Source organism: Paenibacillus sp. JGP012, assembly GCF_014203995.1.
Taxonomy (GTDB): Bacteria; Bacillota; Bacilli; order Paenibacillales; family Paenibacillaceae; genus Paenibacillus; species Paenibacillus silvae.
Map to the genome: position 1 here is coordinate 19,803 of NZ_JACHKG010000041.1, position 24,841 is coordinate 44,643.

Consider the following 24,841-nt stretch of genomic DNA (forward strand, 5'->3'; position numbering starts at 1 on the left):
ATGCCTTTCATCAATTTTTACAACCGATTTAAAAAGTGCCAGATCAGATGTTTTGAAGTGTCAATTTTCCCGAGCATCGACCGCAGCGATAACGTTTAGGGTCTATTTTTCGTTTACGCAAATATTCCATACCACAGCTCCTGCACAACAGCTTGTATCGATATGGCAGCGGTTTTCTGCCCTTATCTCCGGGGAGTGATTGACAGAACCTTGAGCCGCCAACTTTCTGCAAAAGCGCCTTGAATTCAGGGTCACGATGCTGATACCCCCGTCCTCGGATGTGCAGATGATAGTGGCACAGCTCGTGTTTAATAATTTTTTCGACCTCGTCTTTTCCGTACACTTCCAGCTGATGCGGATTAATTTCAATTCGATGGCTCTTGAGCATGTAACGCCCGCCTGTTGTCGTCAGACGACGGTTGAAAATCGCCTCATGGGTGAACGGAACCCCGAAGTGCTCCAGTGAAATCTGCTCAATCCATTGCTGCAGTTCCTTGTTTTCCATCGTTGTTCCCTTCTGCACCCCCTCGGCGCGTTTGTTTTTCCGGCACAATACTTGAATTTTAACCGTTTCGTAGGCTACACTGTCAAGTAGAATGTATGAGGGGAGATTAATACTCGTTATGCCTACAATGCGCTATGTCATCCTGCAGCAGGGGCAGCAATTGCAGTTTGTTGAAATGCCTGCGGACTATGCTTACCAACTCAGTGCACTTAATCTGCGTCTGCACAAGGAAATTGATAAACTCACTGCAGCAGATGTACCCGTTTTGCCCTGGGCTATCGCCGAATGTGATCAGCTTGACCTACTGAACGAAGACTTGTCCATTATCGGCGGCCTTGATTATATCAATGCTCTTGAAGAGCGTTTCGCCGCTCTGCGTGAAAGCAATTATCCGCTGATCTCCCTGTTAACCGAGATTCGGGCGTTACAAGCCCAGCTGGAACAATGGTATGAGGAAGAAATGGAATAATGTTCGTCAAAATGCAAAGCGTGCCGCCTCTGATCAGGGTGATGCGCTTTTTTTTCATCCAGCCGCTCATAGATTTCTTCAGGATAACAACCTCGCAATACTGAACAATATTGAACATGACCATGCTTTGTCTGAGCTGGAGGTATCTTAACGTGTGACTGCCGCGTTGGGCTCAGGTCTGAGCAAAGTATAGGTTGGGTTGGGTGAGAGTAATTTCAAAGCCTGTTCCCCACACCTTATTTTTTAACGATCTCAGATGAGCTTATTTAGGCTAAATAGGGTTCTCTAAAAATGTAACGATCACCAGAAACCTTATTTTGCTCAAAACCCACGATAAACGCCCATTTTTACACCGATTTGCCCAAATAAGCTTTCCTGAGATCGTTAGAAAACAAAAGCGTTTAATTTCAGCCAAATAGCGTTTCTGGAGATCGTTAGAATTTGAAAGTAATGTCCATTCCAAATGATCCATCTTATGTGACCTTTTCATTTTCAGCTGACCTTGAGTAATCTCGCACAGTCCAGGCTATTGCTACATATGCTAACGTACATATGAATTATGCAAAAGGAGGAGGTTCCTTTGCCTCAATGGCTCTGCAACCAGCTTATGCGAGCGTTTCACAAAAAGGACAGTCGCCAGATCAAGCTGCTGAACGAATGCTGGTATTTCTATCGCAGCAAACCTGCGAACGGTTCACAGCGCAGCGTGGAGAATGAAATTTAAGCTGGCCTAAAAGAGCTGGCTATCTACTGATGATTTCTGCTTTAACTTGATTTTTTAATTCGAGTTGGTCTCCTTACTCTGCAGCATCTCGCCGAGCACCTCACCTCAAAGCTTGAGCGTCTCCTCCATACCATGCCATTGTCCAATATAATCATCCATTTCCTATCCGAGCATGACGAACGCGAATACTTAAGTACAAACAGCCTTCCCGAATCGGGAAGGCTGTGCCCTTTCATACGCTACAATACAACATGCTAGACATGCTCAGTACGCTTTACATCAACCGCACCACGCCCACACATCACATCATATTACATCTTCACTTACGCCATGCGCACACCCCATAGGACCACATTTACCCTCTCCGTGCCCACACATCGCATCATATTACTTCTTTACTTTACGCCATGCGCACACCTCATAGGGCCTTATATTCCCCTACTCCGTGCCCACACATCGCATCATATTACTGCTTCACTTTACGCCATGCGCACACCTCATAGGGCCTTATATTCCCCTACTCCGTGCCCACACATCGCATCATATTACATCTTTACTTTACGCCATGCGCACACCTCATAGGGCCTTATATTCCCCTACTCCGTGCCCGCACATCGCATCATGCCACATTCCTGATCTACTCCGTGTTCGCACAACGCAATACCTGCTCACGTCATGCTTGGTGTCCGCTCATTCAAGCTTATGCATCGGAATACGCCTTATTTTCCATCCAAAAAATTACTTAGCAGAAGCAGGTTTTTTCATGGTCAGGCCGACACGGCCTTTTTTCGTATCCACATTCAGAACCCAGACCGTTACATTATCGCCAACAGATACGACATCCATCGGATGTTTTACATATCCGTTACTCAGTTGAGATATATGGACCAGCCCGTCACTCTTGATGCCGATGTCAACGAAAGCACCGAAGTCAATTACGTTGCGCACGGTACCCTGCAGTTCCATACCTTCCACCAGATCTTCGATTTTCAACACGTCCGTACGGAAGATTGGCAGCGGCATTTCTTCACGCGGATCGCGCCCAGGACGCTGCAAGCTGTCCAGAATGTCGCGTAGTGTAGGCACACCTACATTGAGCTTCACAGCCAACTGCTCTGTCTGCTGTTCAGACAGCAGCACAGATAACTCTTTGCTTCCGAGCTTGTCCAGCTCGATCTGAAGCTCCTTGAACAGCTGGTCTACAACCTTATATGACTCAGGGTGAATTGGCGTGCGATCCAGCGGGTTTTCCCCTTCCGAGATGCGCATGAAACCAACGCACTGCTCATACGTTTTGGCACCAAGACGAGGAACCTTCTGCAGCTGGCGACGGTTTGTGAAGCGTCCGTTCTCTTCTCGATATTTAACGATGTTTTTGGCAATGGTTGCATTAACTCCGGCTACATAAGACAGCAAGGACGGTGAAGCCGTGTTCACATCCACGCCGACATGGTTAACTGCGGATTCCACAACGGCCTTCAGGCTCTCTTCCAGAACCTTCTGGGATACGTCATGCTGATACTGCCCTACACCGATTGCTTTTGGATCAATTTTCACCAGCTCAGCCAGCGGGTCCTGCACCCGGCGTGCAATAGATGCGGCACTGCGTTCAGCCACGTCCAGATCAGGAAACTCCTCCTGGGCCAGCTTGGAGGCGGAGTACACACTAGCACCTGCCTCGTTTACAATCAGGTAAACCAGACTCTCGTCACCATTCTCATGAATAATCTCGGCTACAAACTGCTCGGTCTCACGTGACCCGGTACCGTTACCGATAACAATCAATCCGATATCGTACTGCTTGATCAAACGGTGGAATACTTCTGCCGCTTCCCGTTTCTTGTTATGCGGAGGTGTTGGATAAGTTACTGCTACTTCCAGCAGTTTGCCTGTATCGTCTACAACCGCCAGTTTACAGCCTGTACGATACGCGGGATCGACACCAAGTACGCGTTTCCCATGAATTGGTGGCTGCAACAGCAGATTACGCAGATTTGCGGAGAATACCGAAATCGCCTGATTCTCACCTTTTTCCGTAAGCTCCGCGCGCACTTCACGCTCAATGGACGGTGCAATCAACCGTTTGTATGCATCCTCAATCACAGCTCGCAAAATGTCCTGTACCGCAGAAGCTCCGCGGATAATCTGGCCTTCCATATGACGGTGAGCCGGCTCGGAAGGAACATCAAGCCCCACCTTGAGAATGCCTTCACGTTCTCCGCGGTTAATTGCCAGAATCCGGTGCGGCGGCATTTTTTTCGCTAATTCACGATAGCTGTAATAGTTCTCGTATACCGACTCCTGCTCGGTATCTTTAGCCTCTGAAGTAAGCTGACCATGATCGAGCGTATATCTGCGAATCCAGGCACGAATAGCTGCATCATCGGCAATGTTCTCGGCGAGAATGTCCTTGGCGCCTTGCAAGGCAGACTCCGCATCGTCAACACCCAGTTCTGCATTGATGTAACGTGCAGCCTCTTGAAGAACATCTCCCTGCTTAGGCTGTCCCCAGATCCACACCGCAAGCGGCTCCAGACCTTTTTCTTTGGCCACACTGGCACGAGTTTTCCGTTTCTGACGATACGGACGGTACAGATCCTCCACTTCCTGCAGCTTTACAGCTTGCGTAATGGATTTCGCCAGCTCTTTCGTCAGCTTGCCCTGCTCGTCTATGATACGAATGACCTCCAGCTTACGGTCCTCCAGATTACGAAGATACACGAGTCTCTCTTCGATCTGGCGCAGCTGGTTCTCATCCAGTTCTCCAGTCATTTCTTTACGGTAACGCGCGATAAACGGAATGGTATTGCCTTCGTCCAGCAGCTCGGATGTCGTACGAACCTGCTTCAAAGACAGTGACAGTTCCTTGGCTACCTGTTTGATAATTCGTTCTTGGCGTTCCGCCTTTAATGCTTCTTCATTGGGTCCCAGAACCGTTTCCTGATCAGACAAATAAATCCCTCTTTCCTTCCTGAATACTTCATGCTTCTCATTTCAGGGCAGCTCTGCTGCTGTAATAACAGTATTAGTTACATCTCCAAGCTCATGCGGCTTAGTTCACACTCTACCCTATATTATCACAAAATCACGCTGAATTTTCTATCCTTCCGCAGGCATTCATCCTATTGCGTTGTTACACTCCTCAACATCCTTCCCCGTTGAACGAAAAAAAGACCGGGAATGCCATAATGACATCCTCGGGTCTTCTTCAAAATAACCAATTCATCTAAATAAGTTGAAAATTTCTTTTACACGTTAACGGAGAGGACAGAAAAAACCTGGAATAGCGTAGCGTTACCCTTTATCACCGGATTTTTCCCTATAGAGAGGGAATCAAAAAATCTGGGGATAACAGCGAATGGAAGGTTATTCTGTCATCGGAGTGGACTGTGTAAAATCTCTAGTTCAAGTTATTTACACACGCTCAAATCGGAACATTTCGCTCAAATAATCTCCAGACTCGCTACCCACGGCGATACCGCCATACATCAAGGCATCACCAGTAAATGTCTCTGATCCGCCTTTCAGACGATAGTCCGCATCGGGATCAAGTCCTTTCAACTTCAGACGCTGAAGCGGTGCATTCGGTTCAGAGAGAACACGGAAGTAGAATACAATCACTTCACTGCCGTCCGGTGCAATGAACATCCATGCTGTCTCGTTGCCTTCAAATGGGCTAAGCAGACGGCGGAACTTACCATATTGCACGGTGCTGCGAATTTCCTTGTACAGCTCAACCTGTGCCTTCACAATGGCCTTCTCTTCTTCTGTGAACTTGGTCAGATCCAGCTCATACCCGAAATTGCCCGACATAGCGACATGGCCGCGAATCTCCAAAGACGTGATGCGGTTCACCTGATGGTTAGGCACTGCTGAAATATGTGATCCCATCGAGCTTACAGGATATACAAGACTTGTCCCATATTGAATCCGCAAACGGGAAATTGCATCCGTGTTATCGCTCGTCCATGCCTGAGGCATGTAATACAGCATACCCGGGTCAAAACGTCCACCACCGCCGGAGCAGCTTTCGAACAAAATATTCGGGAAGGCTGTAACGATACGCTCCATCACCTCATACAGTCCGAGCATGTAGCGATGAGCTGTTTCACGCTGTCTGTCAGCCGGGAGCAAGGCAGAGCCCACCTCTGTCATGCTTCGGTTCATGTCCCATTTCACATAAGTAATTGGTGCAGACCCCAGAACATCAGACAGCATGCGCACAATTTCGTCACGCACATCCTGACGGGAGAAGTCCAGCACAAGCTGCTGTCTTCCTTCAGTGCGGCGGCGATCCGGCACATGCAGACACCAGTCGGGATGCGCACGATACAGCTCACTGTCCGGCGAGATCATCTCTGGCTCGAACCACAGACCAAACTGCATATCAAGACCTGTTACACGGTTAGCGAGGTCATCCAGCCCTTGTGGAAGCTTGTTCTTGTCTACAATCCAGTCCCCTAACGACGAGTTATCACTGTCCCGGTGGCCAAACCAGCCATCGTCCAGCACGAACAATTCAATGCCGAGCTGTTGACCGGCACGCGCAATCTGCTCGATTTTGTCCGCATTGAAATTAAAATACGTCGCCTCCCAGTTGTTCACCAGCACCGGACGCTCTGCATTGCGGAATTTACCGCGTGCCAGACGTTCCCGGTACAGCTCGTGGTAGGATTGGGACATGCCATCCAGACCTGCTGCAGAGTAAACCATCACCGTCTCCGGTGTCTGGAACGATTCCTGCGGCTCAAGCTTCCAGCTGAACTCAAACGGATTGATACCGAGTGATACACGCGTTGTAAAGAACTGGTCCACTTCTGCCTGTGCGGTAAAGCTTCCGCTGTATACCAGACTGAAGCCGTAAACTTCGCCATGATCTTCGTCCGTTCCCGGTGTCATCAGGGCGATAAACGGATTCTGCTGATGGCTGCTGGCGCCGCGACGGCTCTCAATGCCCTGCAAACCGGAGGCGAGCGGACGGCGAACGATATCACGTTCACGGGTCCATGCACCCGAGAGCTGCAGCAGCTCATAATCCGCATGCGGCAGATCTACTGAAGAACTGAGAGCCCGAAGCACATTCACCACATTAGCGCTCTCATTAACGATACGCATAGAACGTGTAATTGCATTAAAAGCAGTAAACGCAGTATACATCAGTTCAATTTTAACGCCTGACACTTTGTCCTGCATCTCAATAATCAGCGTGTCTGCTTCATCCTCGGATTCAACATACGTTGCAGGCAGTCCCGCTAACGCCTCTTTCCCCTTAACCACTCGGTGGCCTTTATACGTAAATTCGGATACCGATGAGCCATTCTCCAGTTCCAGTTGAACTGCCGGATTGCGGAAATCACTCGTACCATAGACGGGCAGCTCCACTGGCAGGGTGTCGAACGAGATCGTGCGATCCTCAGGCACCGGGTTCGGGCTGAAGGACGCTCTTTCGGTCCGTACATGAAGCCAGCTCAGGTCGGTATCACGCAATTTTTTGCCATAATACAAATGCACCAGATATCCCGAAGGCAGCACTTGAAGCACGTAACTCGCCTCACGGGTCTGTAAATGGAACTGAAGTTTCTCTTGATTGATGTAAATGCTCATATGTCTCCTCCATCTATCTATATAGGTCTTTCGGGTAAACGGTTTCTCAGGTTTCATTATAACGAAAAGCTTCTCAATGTTCTACGCTTTCAAATATTTCATCTCGCTTAACCAAAAGAGCGTACAACACCTCTCTAAGGTATCATACGCTCTCTTGGTTACATTCTGAAATTGTGTGTTCCTTCGCAGGAACATCCGTTGTCCACGAACAGTCGACAAAGCGCATACAGCGCTATGTTATCGACCTAGAAATCAATTAAGCCCAAGCTGATCTGCAACGCTTCGTTGACCAGTTTCATGGTCTCTTCATCCAAATGCGTAATTTTGTCAGTCAGCCTCTGCTTATCAATCGTCCGAATCTGTTCGAGCAAAATCACCGAGTCCCGGTCAAAGCCATGAGCAGCCGCATCAATCTCGACATGCGTCGGCAGCTTTGCCTTCTGAATCTGAGCGGTTATAGCCGCCACGATACAGGTTGGACTGAACCGGTTGCCGATATCGTTCTGGATCACCAGAACCGGCCTGACTCCACCTTGCTCGGAACCGACAACGGGAGAAAGATCCGCAAAAAAAACGTCACCACGTTTTACGATCACTGTCTACACCCCGCTAACTAAGCGGTCCAGAGTGCTGTCCGCATCTTCCTCCGCGTGAAAGGCTTCGGATGCCATGGTCAGATTAATCTTCGCCATCTCCATGTACCCTCGCTGCATTGATTCACGGATATAACGTTTCTTCCGCTCCGTCAAGTACAGCTTCATCGCTTGCCTAATCAATTCGCTGCGGTTGGAATTCTCCAGCGCTACGATGCCATCCACTTCCTGCAAAAGATAATCAGGCAAACTGATCATAATCCGCTTGGTGTTCTGCAAGTTGGCCACCTTTCTTCCACCCCCACAAACCTTTCGCCATTGTGAACCAGTATTACGCTTTTCCAGAACTTTTATACAAAGGAATATATATGCCCCGCGTATATCAAGTATGCTGTACTCCATTATAAACACGGGAAACATTATTCGTACAGACCAAACATCGCATTTCAGGATTTTATTCCGAATATCGTACATATTTCGCGATGTGGCGACAGTTTTCCTTCTGTTCTGAAAAAAAGTTTACCGGTAATCGTGTCCAATTAGCGAATCAGATTGTCAAAAGCGGATTCATTCTGGCGACTACCTCACCATCACGGATATAGACCCGTGGAATGCGATGAGCCATCATGCAGATCACTTCATAGTCAATCGTACCTAGCTGGTCTGCCACCTCGCTGGCGGTAATGACTCCATCCAACTGGTGACCGATGAGAACAACCTCTTCGCCGGCTTGAATTTCTTCCGCTTCCTGTGCGAAAGATTGCAGCGACACCATACACTGGTCCATGCAGATTGTACCGACAACAGGAACGCGGCGGCCACGCACAAGGACTTGTGCTTTGCCCGTCAGCATTCTTGAGAATCCATCTGCATAACCGATAGGCAAGGTCGCTATTCGTTCATTTTCCTGCGTAAAATAACGGGTTCCATAACTGATTCCCCAATGAGGGGGCAGTGTTTTGACCAGAACCGCTTTGGTCTTCAGTGTCAATACCGGGAGCAGCTTCACTGCCTGATGATTCACCTCAGTGGAAGGGTACAGCCCATAAAGGCTGATGCCCACACGGACCATATCATACGATAATTCAGGTGTATCAATGGCAGCGGCACTGTTCGCCGTATGTATAATCGGGATGACACATCCCTGATCCCAGAGCGTCTGTGCAACGCTCTGGAACCGTTGATACTGTTCCAGTGTATAGGTCTTGTCTTGTTCATCTGCTTTGGCATAATGAGTGAACATGCCTTCAAGCATAACCTGCTCCATGGAGGACACTTCCTGAATAAATTCAATGGCCTCATGACCAGGCAGCAGACCCAGTCTGCCCATGCCACTGTCAATTTTGATATGCACTTTCAGCTTATTGGCAAAGCAGCTGGCATCTTGTTGTCTAATTGCCTCAAGCACATCTCTGCTAAACAATGTGATGGTCACATTATGCTGCCAAGCTGCAGCAACACCTTCAGGCGGTGTATACCCCAATACCAGAATCGGACTTGTAATCCCGTGCAGACGCAGTTCAAGCGCTTCGTCAAGAAAGGCCACGCTTAAATAATCCACACCCAGTCGTTCCAGTTCTCGGGCCATCTCCACCGCGCCATGCCCATATGCGTTGGCTTTAACACAGGCGAGAAATTTTGTCCTCTGAGGCAAAGCCTCGCGGAAAGCTGTTACGTTGCTTCGCAAATGATCCAAATTAATCTCTACCTGGGTCGGCCGATATTGTCCTTGCACGTTAAGTCACCTTCTCTAGTCTTCTTAATCCGGCTCACGTCAGACTCCATCGTAATGCTACAGCATGTGACTGTCAAATGAACAGAAATTTCACAGCTGTGAACCTATGCTGCAGGAGCCTGGTTGTGACCCTAATCAAGCACAGAAGAAGAGCAATAAGCAATATAACCTGATGGTATACCCGCATATGGAGTCACCTCAAATATATTCTGCTTACATCAACATATTACCCGCTTCAGTCCGCATAGAAGCGTATTTTGTTTATTTTGGACTGAACCTGCCAGCATCTTCTGTACTTAACTGAAACGAAACAGAGCATCGTAGAAATGAAACAGAGCACCAGAGAAACGACGTCTCCGATGCTCTATAGCATTCCTTACGACAAGACCGCTATGCGTGTCCTTTTTATTTGCCTGACTCTTCCTGCATGGAGGTCGCGATACGCACCATCTCATTCTCAGGCAAATCCGCGCTGGTAATCCGGTATTCCACACCATCAACGGTCCATGTCAGCGTCTGTAAAGCATCTCCGCTAATCATACCTGCGGTGAATCCGAGATCAACCAGACGTGAAGGAGCAAGAGACACGGCACGATCCTGAGGTCTTGCTTCAAATATCGTGTAGTTATATGTGCCCTCGTAGCGAAGCAGGACGGAATAATCCCCGGCTTCCTCCAAAATCTGATCATCCTTCAGCTTGACTCCTTCGGGTGCATAAGTCGGTTGAATGACGCCAAAGCTGTCTGATTCATTCGGTGCAGCTGAGGTAGGCTCTTCGCTTCCCTGCTCACTGGTTGCCCCTGCTGATCCTTCATGATTTTCAGTTCCTTGCGGCTTCGTTCCATCGCTTACACCTGACTGTCCGTCAGTAACTGCTCCGTCGGCATCCGGCGTCTGAGGATTGGCAGGCTGTTGTGCGCCTGCATCATCGGTCTTCTCTGCAGGAGCTGCACCTGCATCTGTTCCAGTTCCAGTTCCAGTTCCAGTTCCGGTTCCTGTTTTATTTCCCTCTTCCGTTGCAGCCGTCATATTCCGCTGCATGTCAAAAGCATCTTTGCCAAAATCAGCTCCAAATTTGAAGCTGTCAAACTTCACGTCCACAACGACATTAGCGTTGGAGTCGGATACCTCCACCTGTTTCGGAGCGTAATCACTTTTATTCAGCCAGATTTTCTGTCTGACCAGTGCATGTGTATTGTAGTTGGCAGCGACATCAAATACATAGCTCTCTTTTTCATCCGCAAACTGCCGAGTTTTATCTCCGGTAATGCTTCGAATCAACGTTTCATACAAGTAAACCTGACCCTGATTATCCGGCCAATCGCTTTGGAAGCGGAAGCTTTTGTTCTGACTCGGTGTCAGTACAAATACACCTTCATCATTACGAAGCACAATCTGTGTAACATCCTTTTTGGCATTTGTAAGTGCAATACGATAATAGGACGGCTTCTGATGCCACACCTCGACCTTATACTGCTGCGGTGTTTCTCCAGTATGCAGTGTCATGACACCTGCTCCCTGGTAACTTTCCATCTCTCCCACGACTTCATTCAGATCTTTGACCACAGCTGCCGCATCCTTCTTCCCGCAGGCGGCAAGTAAGGCCGATAAGACCAATACCATGGCAAGCATCCATGATATTCGGCGCATGACATCATCCCCTTTAGCACATGTTTTCACTTCAGGATTGTGCATACAGCAGAACCCCTACTTGATTAGTACATGTTATGAGGGACTTGTTCGATATATGCGGACTAGTTTGACAAGCAATGCCCGAAACGGTGAAAACCTCAGGACTGAGAAGCAGATCCGTCTTGAGAAGGATGAGAATTTTATCCAAAACAGGGATAATGAATAAAGGCGTAATCGATTCCATAGGTTCTCAGAATGGAGGGATGGAAATGACAATTAAATCTACGACTGAAACCACAGCCACAGCCACACCACTTCAAAATAAACTTGAAGGATTAGACAACTTTGTCACCAAGCAGCTTGAACAATGGAAGGGTGTTGGCACAGCAGTTGCTGTCATTCACAAGGATCAAGTCATCTGGTCCAAAGGATATGGCTACCGTGATCTGGAAAAAAAACTGAAGGTTACATCTGATACCCTGTTTGCCATTGGCTCCAGCACCAAAGCATTCACCGCAACAGCAGCGGCGCAGCTTGTCGATGAGGGACTGCTCGACTGGGATCAACCGGTCAAAAGCTATTTGCAGGATTTCCAGATGTTCGATCCGGTTGCTACAGACCGCCTTACCATGAGGGATATGTTATGTCACCGTTCAGGTCTGCCAAGGCATGAAATGGTCTGGTACAATTCCCCTCGCTCCAGAGAAGAACTGGTGCACAGCCTGCGCTACCTTGAACCGAACCAGAACTTCCGCAGTAAATGGCAGTATCAAAACCTGATGTACATGACTGCTGGTTATCTCATCGGTCACCTCAGGGGAACTTCATGGGAGCAGGTTGTTCGAGACCAATTGTTAACCCCGCTGGGTATGAACTCCAGTCTCTTTACGGTCCAAGAAATGCAGGAGCAAGCGAACTACGCGCTGCCTTACATGGAGCAGGAAGGGCAGAACGTGAGCATACCTTTTCGTGTCATTGATACAATTGGCCCTGCCGGCTCAATCAACAGCAACCTGAAGGATATGACTGCATGGCTTCAGCTCCAGGTACAGCATGGCAAATGGCAGGACAAAGCTCTCGTTTCCACAGAACAGATGGCTGAAATTCACCGGCCTCAGATGGTTTCTGATTCTCCGTTTCACAGCAAAGAACTGCCTATCAGCACATACGGCCTAGGGTGGATGATAGACCCTTACCGAGGACACGCCATGATTCATCACGGCGGAGCTATCGACGGTTTCGCTTCACAAGTTGCCTTTTTGCCGGATGAGCAGATCGGAATCGTTGTTTTAAGCAACACCAATGGAAGTGTTATCCCTTATACGGTTGCCTTTTATATTATGGACTGTGTACTCGGATTGGAGCCTAAGGACTGGACCTCCACGCTTTTGAGACTCATGGGACAGGGAGAACAAGAAGTAGACCAGCCAGCACAGAAGCAGCTTAAAGAGACACTGACTAAGGGAGAAGCACAGGCAGATGAAGAAGCAAACTCTGAGAAGACCTCTGCTGTACTTCCTCTGGATGCCCCGGCTTCTACTTATACTGGAATTTACCAGCACCCTGGTTATGGAGAACTGCTTGTGCATGAGACAGATCAGGGGCTGCAAACGAGATTCAACAACATCGACATGCCTATGCAGTATGTTGGCAAGCATACGTTCTCTGTCTCACTGGTCCTGTTTGGCTTGGAGATGGATTTTACATTTGAGGTAAGCGAGAATCAGCCCGTACCAGCTGCCTCGGTATCCGCTCCGTTGGTGCCTGAGGCCAATGCCAATCCGATTGTATTTACCAGAATTCAGTAATCATCAAGGTATGCCCAATGAGTACAGCAAACGAGAAACACAAGCAAATACAAGTTTACTGGAGCCTTTAAAGGCTTCTTTTTTTATGCTTAATCAAGCTATACGCAATCAGAAATTACGTAAATTATCATTATCATTTTGTATATTATAGTTTACATTTTGAAAATAATCATATACATTATAACCATGGAGGTGAGTATGTGGAAGAATTACATAATCATGTTCGGGAATTCCGGGCGAGAGACCGTCTCTCCCAGGCTGAACTTGCAAAGCTCATCGGTGCATCCCGTCAAACGATTGCTCTGATTGAACGCGGAGATTATTCTCCCTCGGTCGTTCTTGCTTTGAAAATAGCTCATGTTTTCGGTGAGTCTGTTGAAAAAATATTCGAGTTGAAAGGTGGAATTACTCATGAATCAAGCAGCTAATGCCGCATCCTCAAAAAAAACGGCGAATGCGCCTTCCGCTATACGCGGCCGGTGGTGCCGTTGTCGGTTTTATGACCGCAGCTTTGTTTAGAAAATTGCCTTCCGACCTGAACTGGACTCCGTCCATTTATTATGACTATGACTTGCTATTCCTGCTTGTTGCTCTGATGTTCCTCGTAACGGTGATCTGGAACAGCATTAGTCTGGCTCGCACACCATCCGTCCGCCTCGAGGAACCGGATGCAGACTTTACAGATGATAGTACCTCCCTGAGTTCCCCTGCGGAACGTTCGCTGGGAAGAGCCTTAATGCTTAGCAGCTTCGGGGTCATTACAGCATTCGCATGGGTTGCCTTGGCTTTGTCTTTATACGAGGCAAACAGCCACGCTGCTGAATCTCCAAATCTATTTATTCTCGGGAATCTTGTTGCCTCATGTATCTCGATCATTGTCGTCGTTGTTCTGCAGAACCTCACAATCAAGCGATATAATCGATATTTCCCTGATCGTGCTCTGGATTTAGATTCATTAAATATGAGAAAAAATCATTTTAAAAAAATGGATGAAGGTGAAAAGTGGATTGTCTATCGCGCAGCCTATCGTTCGTTTCAGATGATGAACCTGCTTCTGGGCATTGGAATGGCTGCATTGGTGTTATATTCTGTACTCTTTACCTTTACCGCTTTCCCAATCGTGCTGCTGGCTGGCATCTGGATGATTAACATCGGCGTTTATTTTCGTGAAACCTATCGCGCCCAGAACCAGTAATACACAGTGAACAGCCTGCTTTGGTAAAAATAACTAAAGGAGTGATGACGTGAATTTATTTTATCGAAATCGTACTACCCGTTCCACCTGGACGGCCCTGACCAGCGCAATGTTGGCGGCAGTTCTGTCCCTAAGCCTCTTGGTACCCCAAGTGCAAGCAGAGACATCTTCATCAGCAGCTGACAATGAAAAGCCGGTAACACTGAACACGGAGTCTGCCACCGCTTTTCTGGACGAATTCTTCGCATCGCCTGAAACCAAGCCACACTATGTTGGTGCTTCAGTTGTTGTGGTAAAGGATGGTCAAGTGCTGATTGAAAAAGGATACGGCTATGCCGATCTGGAGCAAAAAACACCTGTCGATCCGAAGAACACCGCTTTTCGTGTCGCCTCTGTCTCCAAAACCTTTACAGCCGCTGCGGTCATGCAGCTTGTGGAGCAAGGCAAGGTGGACCTGAAGGCCGATTTTCAGACCTATGTAAAAGGTTTGCAATTCGAGAATCCATTTGACACTCCTGTAACCGTAGAACACCTGCTGACACATACGACCGGATTTGAGATTCGTGATCCACAGCTGGAAGACATCCACACAGACCCTGACAAGTACATAACGATGGAGGACTATGCGAAGCAGCACATGCCTCCTGTTGTACGAAAGCCTGGTAGCGCCTACATGTATGATAACTTCTCGTTTTTGCTGCTTGGGTTGATTGTGGAAAATGTCAGCGGCGAGCCGTTTGAAACGTACATGCAAGAGCATATCTTTAAACCGCTGGGCATGAACAATAGCAGCTTTCTGCTAAATGAAAAATTTCAAAATCAACTCGCAACCGGTTATGATGCATCACACAAGCCGGGTGACCTGTACTTCATTGATCCAAATCCGCTGCCTCAAGGCGGCATGCTGTCTACCGCAGATGACATCGGCAAGTTTATGATCGCCTTTCTGAATGACGGCAAGAAGGATAATCAACAGATTTTGAAACCTGCTACTGTGAAAAGCATGGAGCAGTATCGTTCCTCCATTCATCCGCTCATGCCCGACACAACATATGGTTTTGAAGCTCCCTTCCAGATTCCAGGGGCAGGAAGCAGTTCCAGTGTGATTACCAAAGCAGGCGACCTGACAGGTTACAGCTCTTATCTCTTCTTTATTCCCGAGCAGAACACAGGTGTCTTCCTGACGTATAATCAGAACGGGGCTCTTCGCAGTATGCTTTACACGGCCTTTATTCAGCATTTCTATCCGCAATACGCCAAACCAGTACCGTTCAAGGAATACACACCGCAATCTGCGGAAGAGCTGCAGCGTTTTAACGGATTATATGCTGACCTTCGGATCAGCACAATCATCAGCAAGCTGCAAGCTGGCGGCGAAACATCCAGTGCGCTCAGCATTAGTGATCCGTTCATTGGCGAACGCAAGCTGATTCAACTGGAAGACAATCTGTTCAAAGATGAATTAACCGGACAGTTCACGGCATTCAAAACATACGAAGATGGAACCACTTACATGAGAGAGCCTTATCTCAACCCATTCGGGTATGCTAAAAAAGGGCAAAAAGCTGCTGGTTTCCGGGATGTTCCGAACAACAGTCCTTATGCTCAAGCCATCCATGGTTTGCAATCTCTTGGATATCTGGAGAATGAAGCGAACCATTCCTTCCAGCCCAAAACAGCAGTAACCCGAGCTGAATTTATCAAGGATATTCTGAATTTAAGCGGGCTCAAACCAAGCAAAACAACACCGCCTTCGAATACCGACTGGGCAGATCATTCGGCAGCTGGCTATATCCAGCTTGGCTATGAGATGGGTCTGATTACAGGCGCGGATGAGAAACAGTTCAAACCGGATCAAGCTATCGTTCGGCAGGAAGCGGCGGTGATGATGTGGCGAGCTTTGCAGCTGCAGTATTCAAGCGAACTGTTCAAGGAAGTTAAGCTTGCAGGCCATACCGATGCTTGGGCTGTGCCTGCGGTGCAAATGATGGTGAAGCTGGGCATCTACGGCCCTGAGGTTAAAATCCTGGAGGACGGTTCAGCGGACTTCCTGTCACGCAAACCTCTCATTCGCCAGGAACACGCTGCGATTATGTATGCGTTAATCACCCAGCCGACAGATCGCATCGTCGCTGAATTGATGGCTGCACAGCAGCCAGAGCAACCACAGCTGCCATCAGCGGAGGAAGCCGCTAAGGAAGCTGAAACGCCTGAGAGCAAGCCAGAGACTACACCGATTCCAACAACAGAGAGCGCTCCTCCAGCAACATCGGTTCAATAAATAGGCCATAAAAGTAAACAGCAAAAAGGCTTGTTCGAAAGGGATTCCCCTTCACGAACAAGCCTTTTAAATTATGCAATTAACGAGGATACATGGGTGTTTCCATTACGCTGATCAAACTTGATTGCGGTAGCCCGGGCATGCTCTTCAAAATAATCTGCGAGTTTGAGCAGGTCTCCAGGGTCTCCTTCATACGGGAAGGAAGCTGGCAGACGCAAGCGGTACCCTTCCGCGTCTTTTTCTTCAGTCCAGCGCCGCAATAACGAAGCTGCCTTCGCATAATACATCATTTTGGCATATGCATCTTCATGATCGGCTGCAAGCACCAGTGTTTCTTCGAGGATATCAATCCCTTTAGCCGGATTCGTAAGTGTGAGATACTCCATCTGCTCTGAAAAACTCTGCACGAAATCATTTTCACCTTTGATCAAGCGATATCCTTTAACCTGATGTTTATCTGCTTCATCCTTCCGTCCCAGACGATACAGCGGCATCAGAACTTCGGACAAGGTCAGGTGTGGGATCTCCGCACAGCTCATGCGTCCTTTGAGAATCGGCTTGGCCACTTCCAGCACCTTCTCGTCGTCTCCTTTTAACATAAAATAACGCATAATCTCATCCTGCTCACACGCCTCGCAGTCACTCATGAAGTCGCGGTCCAACGTTCTGAACTTGTCATAGCTGCGTCCCGCTTCCTCCAGTTCGCCAAAATCCATAAAGATGCGGAAACGATAGTACCAGTATGAACGCTCGCTGTACCCATAGGACTTGAACCGTGCTCCGAAGTCCTCCAGCAGCTCCATAATCTTCTCGCGTGAAATCTCCGGAAAATCGGGCATTTTGCCAAGAATCCATTTGTACGACCACAGTAACGTCTCTTCATCATACATGTCTGGCTGCTGATCAAACTTGCCAAGCTGCCAGGAGAAAGCGATCAAAGCTTTCATCGGATACCCACAGAAGGTAGCTACATCCACAATCTCTGAGCGTGCTTCGTATGCCTCTTCCACCATGCCATTGACATCGGCTACCCGCGCTGCTTCCTCCAGCAGACCGAGCTTCGCCGAACCATTTGGCAGCTGATAGGCCTCTTCCATCAAATCTTCAAAATCCATCTCTGTCTTCATCAGGCATCTCCCTCATGATTCGTATTTGCACGTAAACCCCAATCAATAAACCGTACAATTCCCTGGTTCAATACTTCAAGCTCCTGCTTGTTCATCGCATAATGCCCCATCATCAGTGCGTTGACATACAACATTTCTATAGCAATCGGTGTCATCTGGTTATCTGGCGATGTTAATACCCGTTTAATAATCGGATTGTTCACATTCAGATACAGTGTCGAGTACCCCGCTGAATTAATGCCTGCTGACAACGAACCGAGAACAGAGGAGAACAAGTCTGTGCTCTCTTCGCTGGCTTTTTCCAGCGCACGCAGCGTGGATGACTCCTGCGAAAGAGTGAACAACACCGGCAGGTCAGCTGGCTTAAAGCCCTTCACCTCTGCCCGGCAGCGGAATCGTTGTAACGCCGAATCGGCCAGACGCAATGCATCATAATATTGGTTACGCTCAGCAGGTGCAACATCCGTGAATGTCATCGATACTTCATCCGGCTCAATTCGCTCGGTCTCTACATTGTTCAGTATGAGAGGCAGCATCGCCATCAGTTCTTTATCGTAGATGTAACCTGCGTTTACGACCAGCATGGACTGTGCTGAAGCCACATGGTGAATCTGGCGGTATTCGTCAATGGAGCCGGTATAATAAAGCGTCTCACCTTCATCAATCAGCTCACCAAGCTCCCGATGTCCTCGCGTTGTCTCAAAAGGCAGCCAGCGGTGAATCATCGCGTAGAATTCCTGGTCTTGAACAGCCAGTGCCTTCATCGAAAGGGCATGCAGACGAATAAGCTTCTGCAGCCGTTCGGTCTGCTGCTCGGCCATCTCTGCCAGCCCCATCCGCAGGGCGTCTCCGAGCTCGGAGCGCACTTCTTCCAGCTTTTCATTTTCGTAAAAATGCTCTCTCGAAGCTGTTGGCTGCAGCTCATCCGTCCAGATCAGACACTTTACAAAGAAGGCCCAGTCCGGCAAAATGTTCTCGGCTTTCTCCGAAATCAGCATGCGCTTCAGATACACCCGGTGAGACCGCTTCGCGTTCAGATTCACTGCATGCGGCAGCACATACGCAATACCTCCTGTACGTCCGGTAGCTGTCGTCAGCGGAATAAAATCCTGAAACTTCTCGCCCAGCAGACGTTCACCAAAAGCAAGCACTTCCGCCCGGCAGGAACGTGCCAGCTCAGGACGTGTAAGCCAGATCGGAGAATCGTTGTTCACAATCGTCTGGATTCCGTCATGAATCAGTGTGACTGGATAAGGCAGCAGAGCGCCGTAATAGAATAATGCTTCTTTCACATACTCCGCTTCGAAATAGTGAGCTGCATCCGGCGTGCATCGCAGATATACTCTGGTTCCCGGGGACAATTGTGTGTCCAGCTGCCTGATCGTATATGTACCGTCCGGCTTGCCACGCCACTCCATGGACGGACCGCCCTTGACCGATTGCGTCAGCATGACAATCTCATGACTGACCATGAAACAGCTAAGCAGCCCGATGCCAAAACGGCCGATAAACGAGGTCTCGCCATCCAGCAGCGCCTGCTGCCCACGCTTCGATGATTGTCCGATCATTGCCAGAAACTCATGGATGTCCGCTTCGGTCAAACCTACCCCGTTGTCCTCCACCATCATCGTTAATTGATCCCCGGTTCCTGTCAGCTCGATCCGAGCTTCTCCCTGATAACCAGGCTCCACCTCCTTGCGAGCAGTAATCGCATCTGTTGCATTCTGCATAAGCTCGCGCAGAAATACTTTTGGACTGCTGTATAGATGATTCGATAAAATCTGGATCATACCGCTCAGGTTTACCTGAAAACGATATTCGTTGGGTGTACTCATGAATCTATTCACCTTTCCTTCCAAGTCCGACACAGCAGGTAAGCAGTTGCAAGACAACCACACTGAACATACTGATGTGTTAGACGAATTCATTATGTAAGCATCGTAATAAAGGGCATACGCTCCATAGGTCAGAGACCAAATTACGGGCCTATACTCTATTACGCCATTTACGATAGCTATGAAACGATAAAATAAGTTCTTCTTTTCAAGGATACCTCGTACAGCTTGTCAAAAAAACAAACCTTAGACCCGATTTATTGAAATTTCCCGGGGAATTATGCACTCAAAACCCGGGACTATAGAAGTGAAAATACACTTCTTTAGTCTTGCATTGAACGATTGGAGCCAGCTGCACGTATAATCATCAAACTCAGGAATTGGACGGTGATTGTACATGATTGAAGTACGTAACATAACCAAACATTTCGGCACACTGCCCGCATTGCTGGATGTCAGCTTCACTATTCAGCAGGGCAGCGTGACGGGGCTGATCGGGCCTAACGGCTCGGGTAAAACGACCTTGATCCGCATCATGAACGGCGTACTTGGGGCAAACGATGGCCAAGTGATGATCCAGGGCATGAATACGTCGCAAGAGACAGAAAAGGTGCTGTCCATCTGCGGCACATTGACCGAGAAAAGCGGCTTGTATGAAAATATGAGCGGTCGGGACAACCTGCTTTTTTTCGCGGATGCCTTTGCATTAAAACGTCCTGCTGAACGAATTGACGAACTGGTTGAATTGCTTGAAATTCAGGAATATCAGCATCGCAAGGTCGGCACATACAGCACAGGTATGAAAAAAAGGCTGGGCCTTGCCCGTGTGCTGCTTCACCGTCCCTCTGTTCTCTTCCTCGATGAGCCGACCAACGGTCTTGATCCTGATGGAATTCAGATGGTTCTGCGTATCCTTCGCCGGCTGAATGCGGAGCAAGGCATGACTATTCTGATCTCATCACATGTGCTGACCCAATTGTCCGCTGTGTGTGATCATTATATTTTTATGGAGAAAGGTCGCATTGTGGAGAAGGGCACCGAACAGGAGATCATTCAGCGGTATCAATCTGAACCACGACTGGAGGTCGAGGCAGATATGCCGAATGGCTGGATAACTGGAGCCTTCTCGCCTGTTGCTGCAAATTCACATTCAGCTACGTTTCAGTTATCCTCTCGTGAACAGATTCCACAGCTGCTTCGGCAGTTAACTGAATGTGGTCAAGTGTATCAGGCACGAATCGAGGGCAATGATCTGGAAAGCATCTATTTTGCCATCAGGGAGGCGAATGCTCATGAATAATCGTCAAGCATTGCGTGCAATCATTCGTAAAGATATCCGTTCGGTTACATCCAGTGTGCAGCTGTGGCTGCCTATGCTGATCGTACCCTTGATTATTGGCATCATTGTGCCCTCTGCTTTGATCTGGGCAGCATCCAGCATGAATCTGCATTCGATTAACAATATCAACGTCATTATGGAAACATTGAATAAAGCGATGCAGGGCGGACAGCTGTCTTCTCTTGCTGGCATGACCACAGACAATCAACGGATCGTTTATTATCTGGGTTTATACATGTTCGCACCATTATTTCTCATCATTCCGGTGATGGCCTCCAGCATACTGACTGCGAACAGCTTCGCCGGAGAAAAGGAACGCAAAACACTGGAGGGACTCTTGTTTACCCCTATGAGCATGGAAACCTTGTTCAAAGGGAAAGTGCTCGCAGCTCTGATTCCCTCTATTTTATTATCCTGGATTACATTTATCCTGTATGGCATCATTGCCAATATTCTGATGTATCCCCTGTTCGACAAGTTGATGTTCCCGAATGTGAACTGGATCATTCTGATCCTCTGGGTTGTGCCCACCTGCAGTCTTGCTGTCATTCTGCTCAATGTACTTATATCCGCGAAAGTACGGGGATTCCAGGAAGCCTATCAGCTCGGCGGACTTGTCGTACTGCCCTTGCTGGGTCTAATTGCTGGTCAGGCAACGGGCATGTTAATGATTGGGCCGTGGATGCTTCTGGGCACCGGAGCCGTCATGCTGCTTATGAGCTGGATATTGCTTCGTCTGGTGACCGTCTGGAATCGCCGCCAGCAGCTCGCGGAAAGTCAGATTTAAGCTTATCTTCTTTGCCTTATTCATCTAACAAATCTTCCATTGTTTACCGATATAAGCTACGATAGAAAAAAAGCAATACATACATAACACGATGAAAGGTGACGATGTTCAAATGAAGAAAAAGTCTGCATTTTTGCAGCGCGCCCTCTGCACTTTACTGCTACTGAGTTTCGTGGCAGTCGGGGCATTAAGTGGAGGAACCAATACACAAGCAGCTTCACTAAGCCAATCTACCATTTATTATGATTCGGATGGCGTGCTCTACAAAGTATCCGGTGATGGCAGCCAGACAACTGAGGTACTGCTTGATTTTGAAGGCGTGGATATGGTTGCGGCTGGATCGTATCTATACTACACACAGACTCCAACCTCCTCCACGCTGCTTCGCGTTCCGAATGATGGCTCCAGTGATGCAGCCGAGACCTTTGCCACCGATGTAATCAATTATTATGCAGATAACGGATTTATCTATTACCTGGACTCCAAGGGTAACATTTACCGTGCCAATGGTGATCAGGCTGCCTCCTCGGCTACCAAAATCACAGAGAAGGCGGATACGGATTTTCCACTACTTGTCGTGACCAAAGGACGTGTCTACTACAACGCTCTGATTAACGGCAAGACCTGGGTTGCGTCCAAAGCCTCTAACGGCACAGGGTCAGTGCAAAGCCTTGCCAAAGGCGCTGTAGAGAGTCGTTATTTTGTAAACTTTACGAAAAATGAATTACAGCTTATGGTCAACACCAATCCTGACGAGCGCTATTACTCCACCAATGCCATCGTCATGTACAAAGCCAACTACAATACAGGCAAAGGCACTGCAGTAAATGCCAAAGCAAAGCTGGATGTCAATGCCGTGTATTCAGGTGGCTGGAGCAGCAATCTGTACGTGTACAATAAGGGAATCAGTCTGGACGCCGACAAGGAGTACAACTATACCAAAGGTAAAGCGTATGCCCTGACAACCTCAGGAAAAACGTTCCAGCTTCACTCCAAAAGTGTGCGTGAGGTCAGCTCGGTGGGAAGCGACAAGGTCGTAATTATTGATGCGGACAAAAAAGCTTATGCCAAAACCGTCACTGCTGCCAAGGTAAGCAAAACGACCAACCTGAATCTGAGCAATGTCACCTACATTATGAATCAGTACATGAATGACAAGGCCGAGGTAGCTTACATCTCTGGTAAAAACGGGCTCTATGCAGTCAACACTGGGCTTAAGGTCAGCAAAATTGCTGGCGAGGAATGGGACACCTTCCACATGCGTGATGATGTTCCGGGAATCTTCTACATTCATGCCAATGACGAATACCGTTTATATTATTCAGCGGCCAATGGAAAAGGACAAAAAGCACTGAGTGACATTTTCCTGGATGACATTCTGTTGATCACACCGAATTAAAAACATGCATGAACGTTGTTTCATGTATGACTATGTATAGCCAGAATAAGGATGACTTTTTCAGCCACAGGGCTGACGGTCATCCTTTTTTAATTTCTTTTTTAATCTCTTTTTTAATTTCTTTTTGCAATTTATGCTTTGTGATTTGTGATCTGCGATTTATGATTTGTGTTTCGTGTTTTGTGTTTCGTCAAAATATTTTTTTCAAAACGCCTTCCATTTGAGAATGATAATTGTTATCATTAAGAAAATAAGACAAAAGGATGGTCCGAATGAATGAATCGTTTCCCCAATTAACCGAAACCTCTTCTCTGCCACTGCTCTCTTCAATGTGCCGTGTACGCCGCAGAAGACATTTTCGTGTACAAGGCATGACGGTAACCCGGCCCATACTTTGTCTTATTTTACAAGGCAAAGGCCTGCTGGCTCTGGATGATATCGTGCATGAAGCACAAGCCGGAGAATTGTTTATGATTAAACAAGGTACCACAATCGAAGCAGTATCCCATTCAGATATGACCGAATTTCTAATGTTAAGTATGGAGCATATGCGAATGAAGCGAGTACGTGGTCAGTGGCAAATGACTCCCGCCCTCTCTCTGCCCTCGGATTGGCAAACAGGTAAAATACGAATTCGAAACGAACACGAGGCCGCATCACGCATGAGCAAGCTTTACGACTGTTATCGTGGCGAGCATGCGGATTACTTTATAAGCATACATAGCCAGCTGCATGAGCTGCTGCACTTCCTGTCTGAACACCGTCTGGAAGCTAATCTTGAAAAGGTAGATCCTGCGGTAGAACGCAGCATTACTTATATGCGACGGTTCATGAGTGAAGGCATCAGCATGGATCATCTGGCGAAAATTGCGGGGCTCACCCCAAGCTCATACTCTCGCAGTTTCAAAAAAGCCAAGGGCATGTCTCCTACCGATTATTTGAACCAGCTGCGTATTGAAGAAGCAAAGAAACAATTAACTGAGGATAACTGCGCGCTCAAAGATGTAGCCGAATCGCTCGGTTATGGCAATGAATATTATTTTAGCCGCAAGTTCAAACAGCTGCTTGGTATTGCACCAAGTATATATATGAAGAAAAACCGTTTAAGAGTTGCTATAGTGTCCAGCATTGGCCTGGATGAACAGCTAGGCTCGTTAGGATTGCAGCCTGTTGAATCACTGAATTTGAGTTTTCATCCAAAAACCAATCAAGCCATTGCAGCCACTTCGGCAAAACCCGCAGCGCAAACACCTGCGTTAACGAGCAAGCTCGATCGGCTACGCCGCGCCAAGCCTGATCTGATTATCGGGGATGCTTCCTGTGAACCGTATTATGAACATCTGAAAAATATTGCTCCCACCGTCATGATCGAAGTAACAAGCGACTGGAGGCAGACCTGCTTACGCCTGGCTGAGCTCACTGGCCGCGAGCCGCAAGCCAAGCTGTACCTGAAGCAGGCAGCGTTCCAACAGCTGGAAGCTGGAGCATCTCATGATTCCCATCAGGAGCGGAAACATACCGTTTGGGCAGAGCAAGTAAACACTCGCGGGGCATCATGCCCATTGCAAACTCGTGGCAGCAAATCATGGATGCCTTCCCGTCGGATGCAAAAAGGCAACACAGTGGAGCCCGCGGCATCCCGAGCTTCTGCACATGTGAAAAAATCCAGCCTTAGTGTGATCGGACAATAATACAAAAAGACCCTCTCAGGCAGAGAGGCCACTGAAAAAGTCCATTCCATGTTAAAGGTACAGCTCTCAAGAAAATTGTGGAGACTGTACCTTTTTCGCTTATAATTAAAGTATCAT

At 48.0% G+C, this 24,841-nt stretch carries 19 protein-coding genes; 10 read left to right on the top strand and 9 right to left on the bottom strand.

What is annotated here, in order from left to right; translation table 11 throughout:
- Positions 1–43: 43 nt before the first annotated feature.
- Entirely contained in the window at positions 44–505 is a 462-nt protein-coding gene (locus HNR77_RS27420; RefSeq protein ID WP_184190942.1) for a SprT family protein, read from the bottom strand.
- A 118-nt stretch (positions 506–623) separates the two neighbouring features.
- On the opposite strand from HNR77_RS27420, the gene HNR77_RS27425 reads away from it, so the two are divergent.
- Both HNR77_RS27425 and cmpA read left to right on the top strand, forming a co-directional pair.
- Positions 624–974, top strand: a complete 351-nt coding sequence (locus HNR77_RS27425) for a hydrolase/acyltransferase (RefSeq protein ID WP_111270472.1) — start codon at positions 624–626, stop codon at positions 972–974.
- Between the two features lie 580 nt (positions 975–1,554).
- On the top strand, positions 1,555–1,698 hold the full coding sequence (cmpA, locus tag HNR77_RS27430) for a cortex morphogenetic protein CmpA (protein ID WP_111270471.1): 144 nt from the start codon (positions 1,555–1,557) through the stop codon (positions 1,696–1,698).
- A 738-nt stretch (positions 1,699–2,436) separates the two neighbouring features.
- Here cmpA and HNR77_RS27435 read toward each other — a convergent pair.
- The 6 genes from HNR77_RS27435 to HNR77_RS27460 all read right to left on the bottom strand — a co-directional run bounded on the left by HNR77_RS27435 (position 2,437) and on the right by HNR77_RS27460 (position 11,280).
- Positions 2,437–4,650, bottom strand: a complete 2,214-nt coding sequence (locus HNR77_RS27435; protein ID WP_311768684.1) for a Tex family protein — start codon at positions 4,648–4,650, stop codon at positions 2,437–2,439.
- A gap of 462 nt (positions 4,651–5,112) precedes the next feature.
- Entirely contained in the window at positions 5,113–7,302 is a 2,190-nt protein-coding gene (locus HNR77_RS27440) for an alpha-galactosidase (RefSeq protein ID WP_184190945.1), read from the bottom strand.
- Positions 7,303–7,547: 245 nt separating this feature from the next.
- Positions 7,548–7,898 carry a type II toxin-antitoxin system PemK/MazF family toxin gene (locus HNR77_RS27445; RefSeq protein WP_024630714.1) on the bottom strand — a complete coding sequence of 117 codons (351 nt, stop codon included), beginning with the start codon at positions 7,896–7,898 and terminating at the stop codon, positions 7,548–7,550.
- A gap of 3 nt (positions 7,899–7,901) precedes the next feature.
- Complete coding sequence (locus HNR77_RS27450) at positions 7,902–8,183, bottom strand: CopG family ribbon-helix-helix protein (RefSeq protein WP_024630715.1); 282 nt, start codon at positions 8,181–8,183, stop codon at positions 7,902–7,904.
- Between the two features lie 259 nt (positions 8,184–8,442).
- A complete protein-coding gene (gene alr / locus HNR77_RS27455; protein WP_184190946.1) occupies positions 8,443–9,630 on the bottom strand; it encodes an alanine racemase in 1,188 nt (395 codons plus the stop codon).
- A gap of 405 nt (positions 9,631–10,035) precedes the next feature.
- Positions 10,036–11,280 (bottom strand): outer membrane lipoprotein-sorting protein, encoded by a 1,245-nt coding sequence (locus HNR77_RS27460; protein WP_184190967.1) that lies wholly within the window; start codon positions 11,278–11,280, stop codon positions 10,036–10,038.
- A gap of 251 nt (positions 11,281–11,531) precedes the next feature.
- On the opposite strand from HNR77_RS27460, the gene HNR77_RS27465 reads away from it, so the two are divergent.
- From HNR77_RS27465 to HNR77_RS27480, 4 genes are all read left to right on the top strand, one after another.
- Positions 11,532–13,070, top strand: a complete 1,539-nt coding sequence (locus tag HNR77_RS27465; protein WP_184190948.1) for a serine hydrolase — start codon at positions 11,532–11,534, stop codon at positions 13,068–13,070.
- A gap of 200 nt (positions 13,071–13,270) precedes the next feature.
- Positions 13,271–13,498, top strand: coding sequence for a helix-turn-helix transcriptional regulator (locus HNR77_RS27470; RefSeq protein WP_111270466.1), 228 nt, complete (start codon positions 13,271–13,273; stop codon positions 13,496–13,498).
- Positions 13,498–14,265 (top strand): DUF3169 family protein, encoded by a 768-nt coding sequence (locus tag HNR77_RS27475; RefSeq protein WP_184190950.1) that lies wholly within the window; start codon positions 13,498–13,500, stop codon positions 14,263–14,265. The genes HNR77_RS27470 and HNR77_RS27475 overlap by 1 nt, the downstream gene beginning before the upstream one ends.
- Positions 14,266–14,314: 49 nt before the next feature.
- Entirely contained in the window at positions 14,315–16,546 is a 2,232-nt protein-coding gene (locus tag HNR77_RS27480) for a serine hydrolase domain-containing protein (RefSeq protein ID WP_311768685.1), read from the top strand.
- A 71-nt stretch (positions 16,547–16,617) separates the two neighbouring features.
- Here HNR77_RS27480 and HNR77_RS27485 read toward each other — a convergent pair whose 3' ends face one another.
- Positions 16,618–17,673, bottom strand: coding sequence for a hypothetical protein (locus tag HNR77_RS27485; protein WP_184190952.1), 1,056 nt, complete (start codon positions 17,671–17,673; stop codon positions 16,618–16,620).
- Positions 17,673–19,508 (bottom strand): HSP90 family protein, encoded by a 1,836-nt coding sequence (locus HNR77_RS27490; RefSeq protein ID WP_184190954.1) that lies wholly within the window; start codon positions 19,506–19,508, stop codon positions 17,673–17,675. Before HNR77_RS27490 ends, HNR77_RS27485 begins: the two co-directional genes overlap by 1 nt.
- Positions 19,509–19,905: 397 nt before the next feature.
- Here HNR77_RS27490 and HNR77_RS27495 point away from each other — a divergent pair, with 397 nt between their 5' ends.
- From HNR77_RS27495 to HNR77_RS27510, 4 genes are all read left to right on the top strand, one after another.
- Positions 19,906–20,808 carry an ABC transporter ATP-binding protein gene (locus HNR77_RS27495; RefSeq protein ID WP_184190956.1) on the top strand — a complete coding sequence of 301 codons (903 nt, stop codon included), beginning with the start codon at positions 19,906–19,908 and terminating at the stop codon, positions 20,806–20,808.
- A complete protein-coding gene (locus HNR77_RS27500) occupies positions 20,801–21,634 on the top strand; it encodes an ABC transporter permease subunit (RefSeq protein WP_184190958.1) in 834 nt (277 codons plus the stop codon). Before HNR77_RS27495 ends, HNR77_RS27500 begins: the two co-directional genes overlap by 8 nt.
- Before the next feature lie 112 nt (positions 21,635–21,746).
- Entirely contained in the window at positions 21,747–23,033 is a 1,287-nt protein-coding gene (locus HNR77_RS27505; protein WP_184190960.1) for a DUF5050 domain-containing protein, read from the top strand.
- 272 nt (positions 23,034–23,305) lie between these two features.
- Positions 23,306–24,724, top strand: coding sequence for a helix-turn-helix domain-containing protein (locus HNR77_RS27510; protein ID WP_184190962.1), 1,419 nt, complete (start codon positions 23,306–23,308; stop codon positions 24,722–24,724).
- The last annotated feature ends 117 nt before the right edge of the window (positions 24,725–24,841 follow it).

What these genes read in the sequence shown, in the direction of transcription:
- HNR77_RS27420 (WP_184190942.1), bottom strand. Translation starts at nt 505, where the DNA reads ATGGAAAACAAGGAACTGCAGCAATGGATTGAGCAGATTTCACTGGAG.
- HNR77_RS27425 (WP_111270472.1), top strand. Translation starts at nt 624, where the DNA reads ATGCCTACAATGCGCTATGTCATCCTGCAGCAGGGGCAGCAATTGCAG.
- HNR77_RS27440 (WP_184190945.1), bottom strand. Translation starts at nt 7,302, where the DNA reads ATGAGCATTTACATCAATCAAGAGAAACTTCAGTTCCATTTACAGACC.
- HNR77_RS27460 (WP_184190967.1), bottom strand. Translation starts at nt 11,280, where the DNA reads ATGCGCCGAATATCATGGATGCTTGCCATGGTATTGGTCTTATCGGCC.
- HNR77_RS27465 (WP_184190948.1), top strand. Translation starts at nt 11,532, where the DNA reads ATGACAATTAAATCTACGACTGAAACCACAGCCACAGCCACACCACTT.
- HNR77_RS27475 (WP_184190950.1), top strand. Translation starts at nt 13,498, where the DNA reads ATGCCGCATCCTCAAAAAAAACGGCGAATGCGCCTTCCGCTATACGCG.
- HNR77_RS27485 (WP_184190952.1), bottom strand. Translation starts at nt 17,673, where the DNA reads ATGAAGACAGAGATGGATTTTGAAGATTTGATGGAAGAGGCCTATCAG.
- HNR77_RS27490 (WP_184190954.1), bottom strand. Translation starts at nt 19,508, where the DNA reads ATGAGTACACCCAACGAATATCGTTTTCAGGTAAACCTGAGCGGTATG.
- HNR77_RS27495 (WP_184190956.1), top strand. Translation starts at nt 19,906, where the DNA reads ATGATTGAAGTACGTAACATAACCAAACATTTCGGCACACTGCCCGCA.
- HNR77_RS27500 (WP_184190958.1), top strand. Translation starts at nt 20,801, where the DNA reads ATGAATAATCGTCAAGCATTGCGTGCAATCATTCGTAAAGATATCCGT.
- HNR77_RS27505 (WP_184190960.1), top strand. Translation starts at nt 21,747, where the DNA reads ATGAAGAAAAAGTCTGCATTTTTGCAGCGCGCCCTCTGCACTTTACTG.
- HNR77_RS27510 (WP_184190962.1), top strand. Translation starts at nt 23,306, where the DNA reads ATGAATGAATCGTTTCCCCAATTAACCGAAACCTCTTCTCTGCCACTG.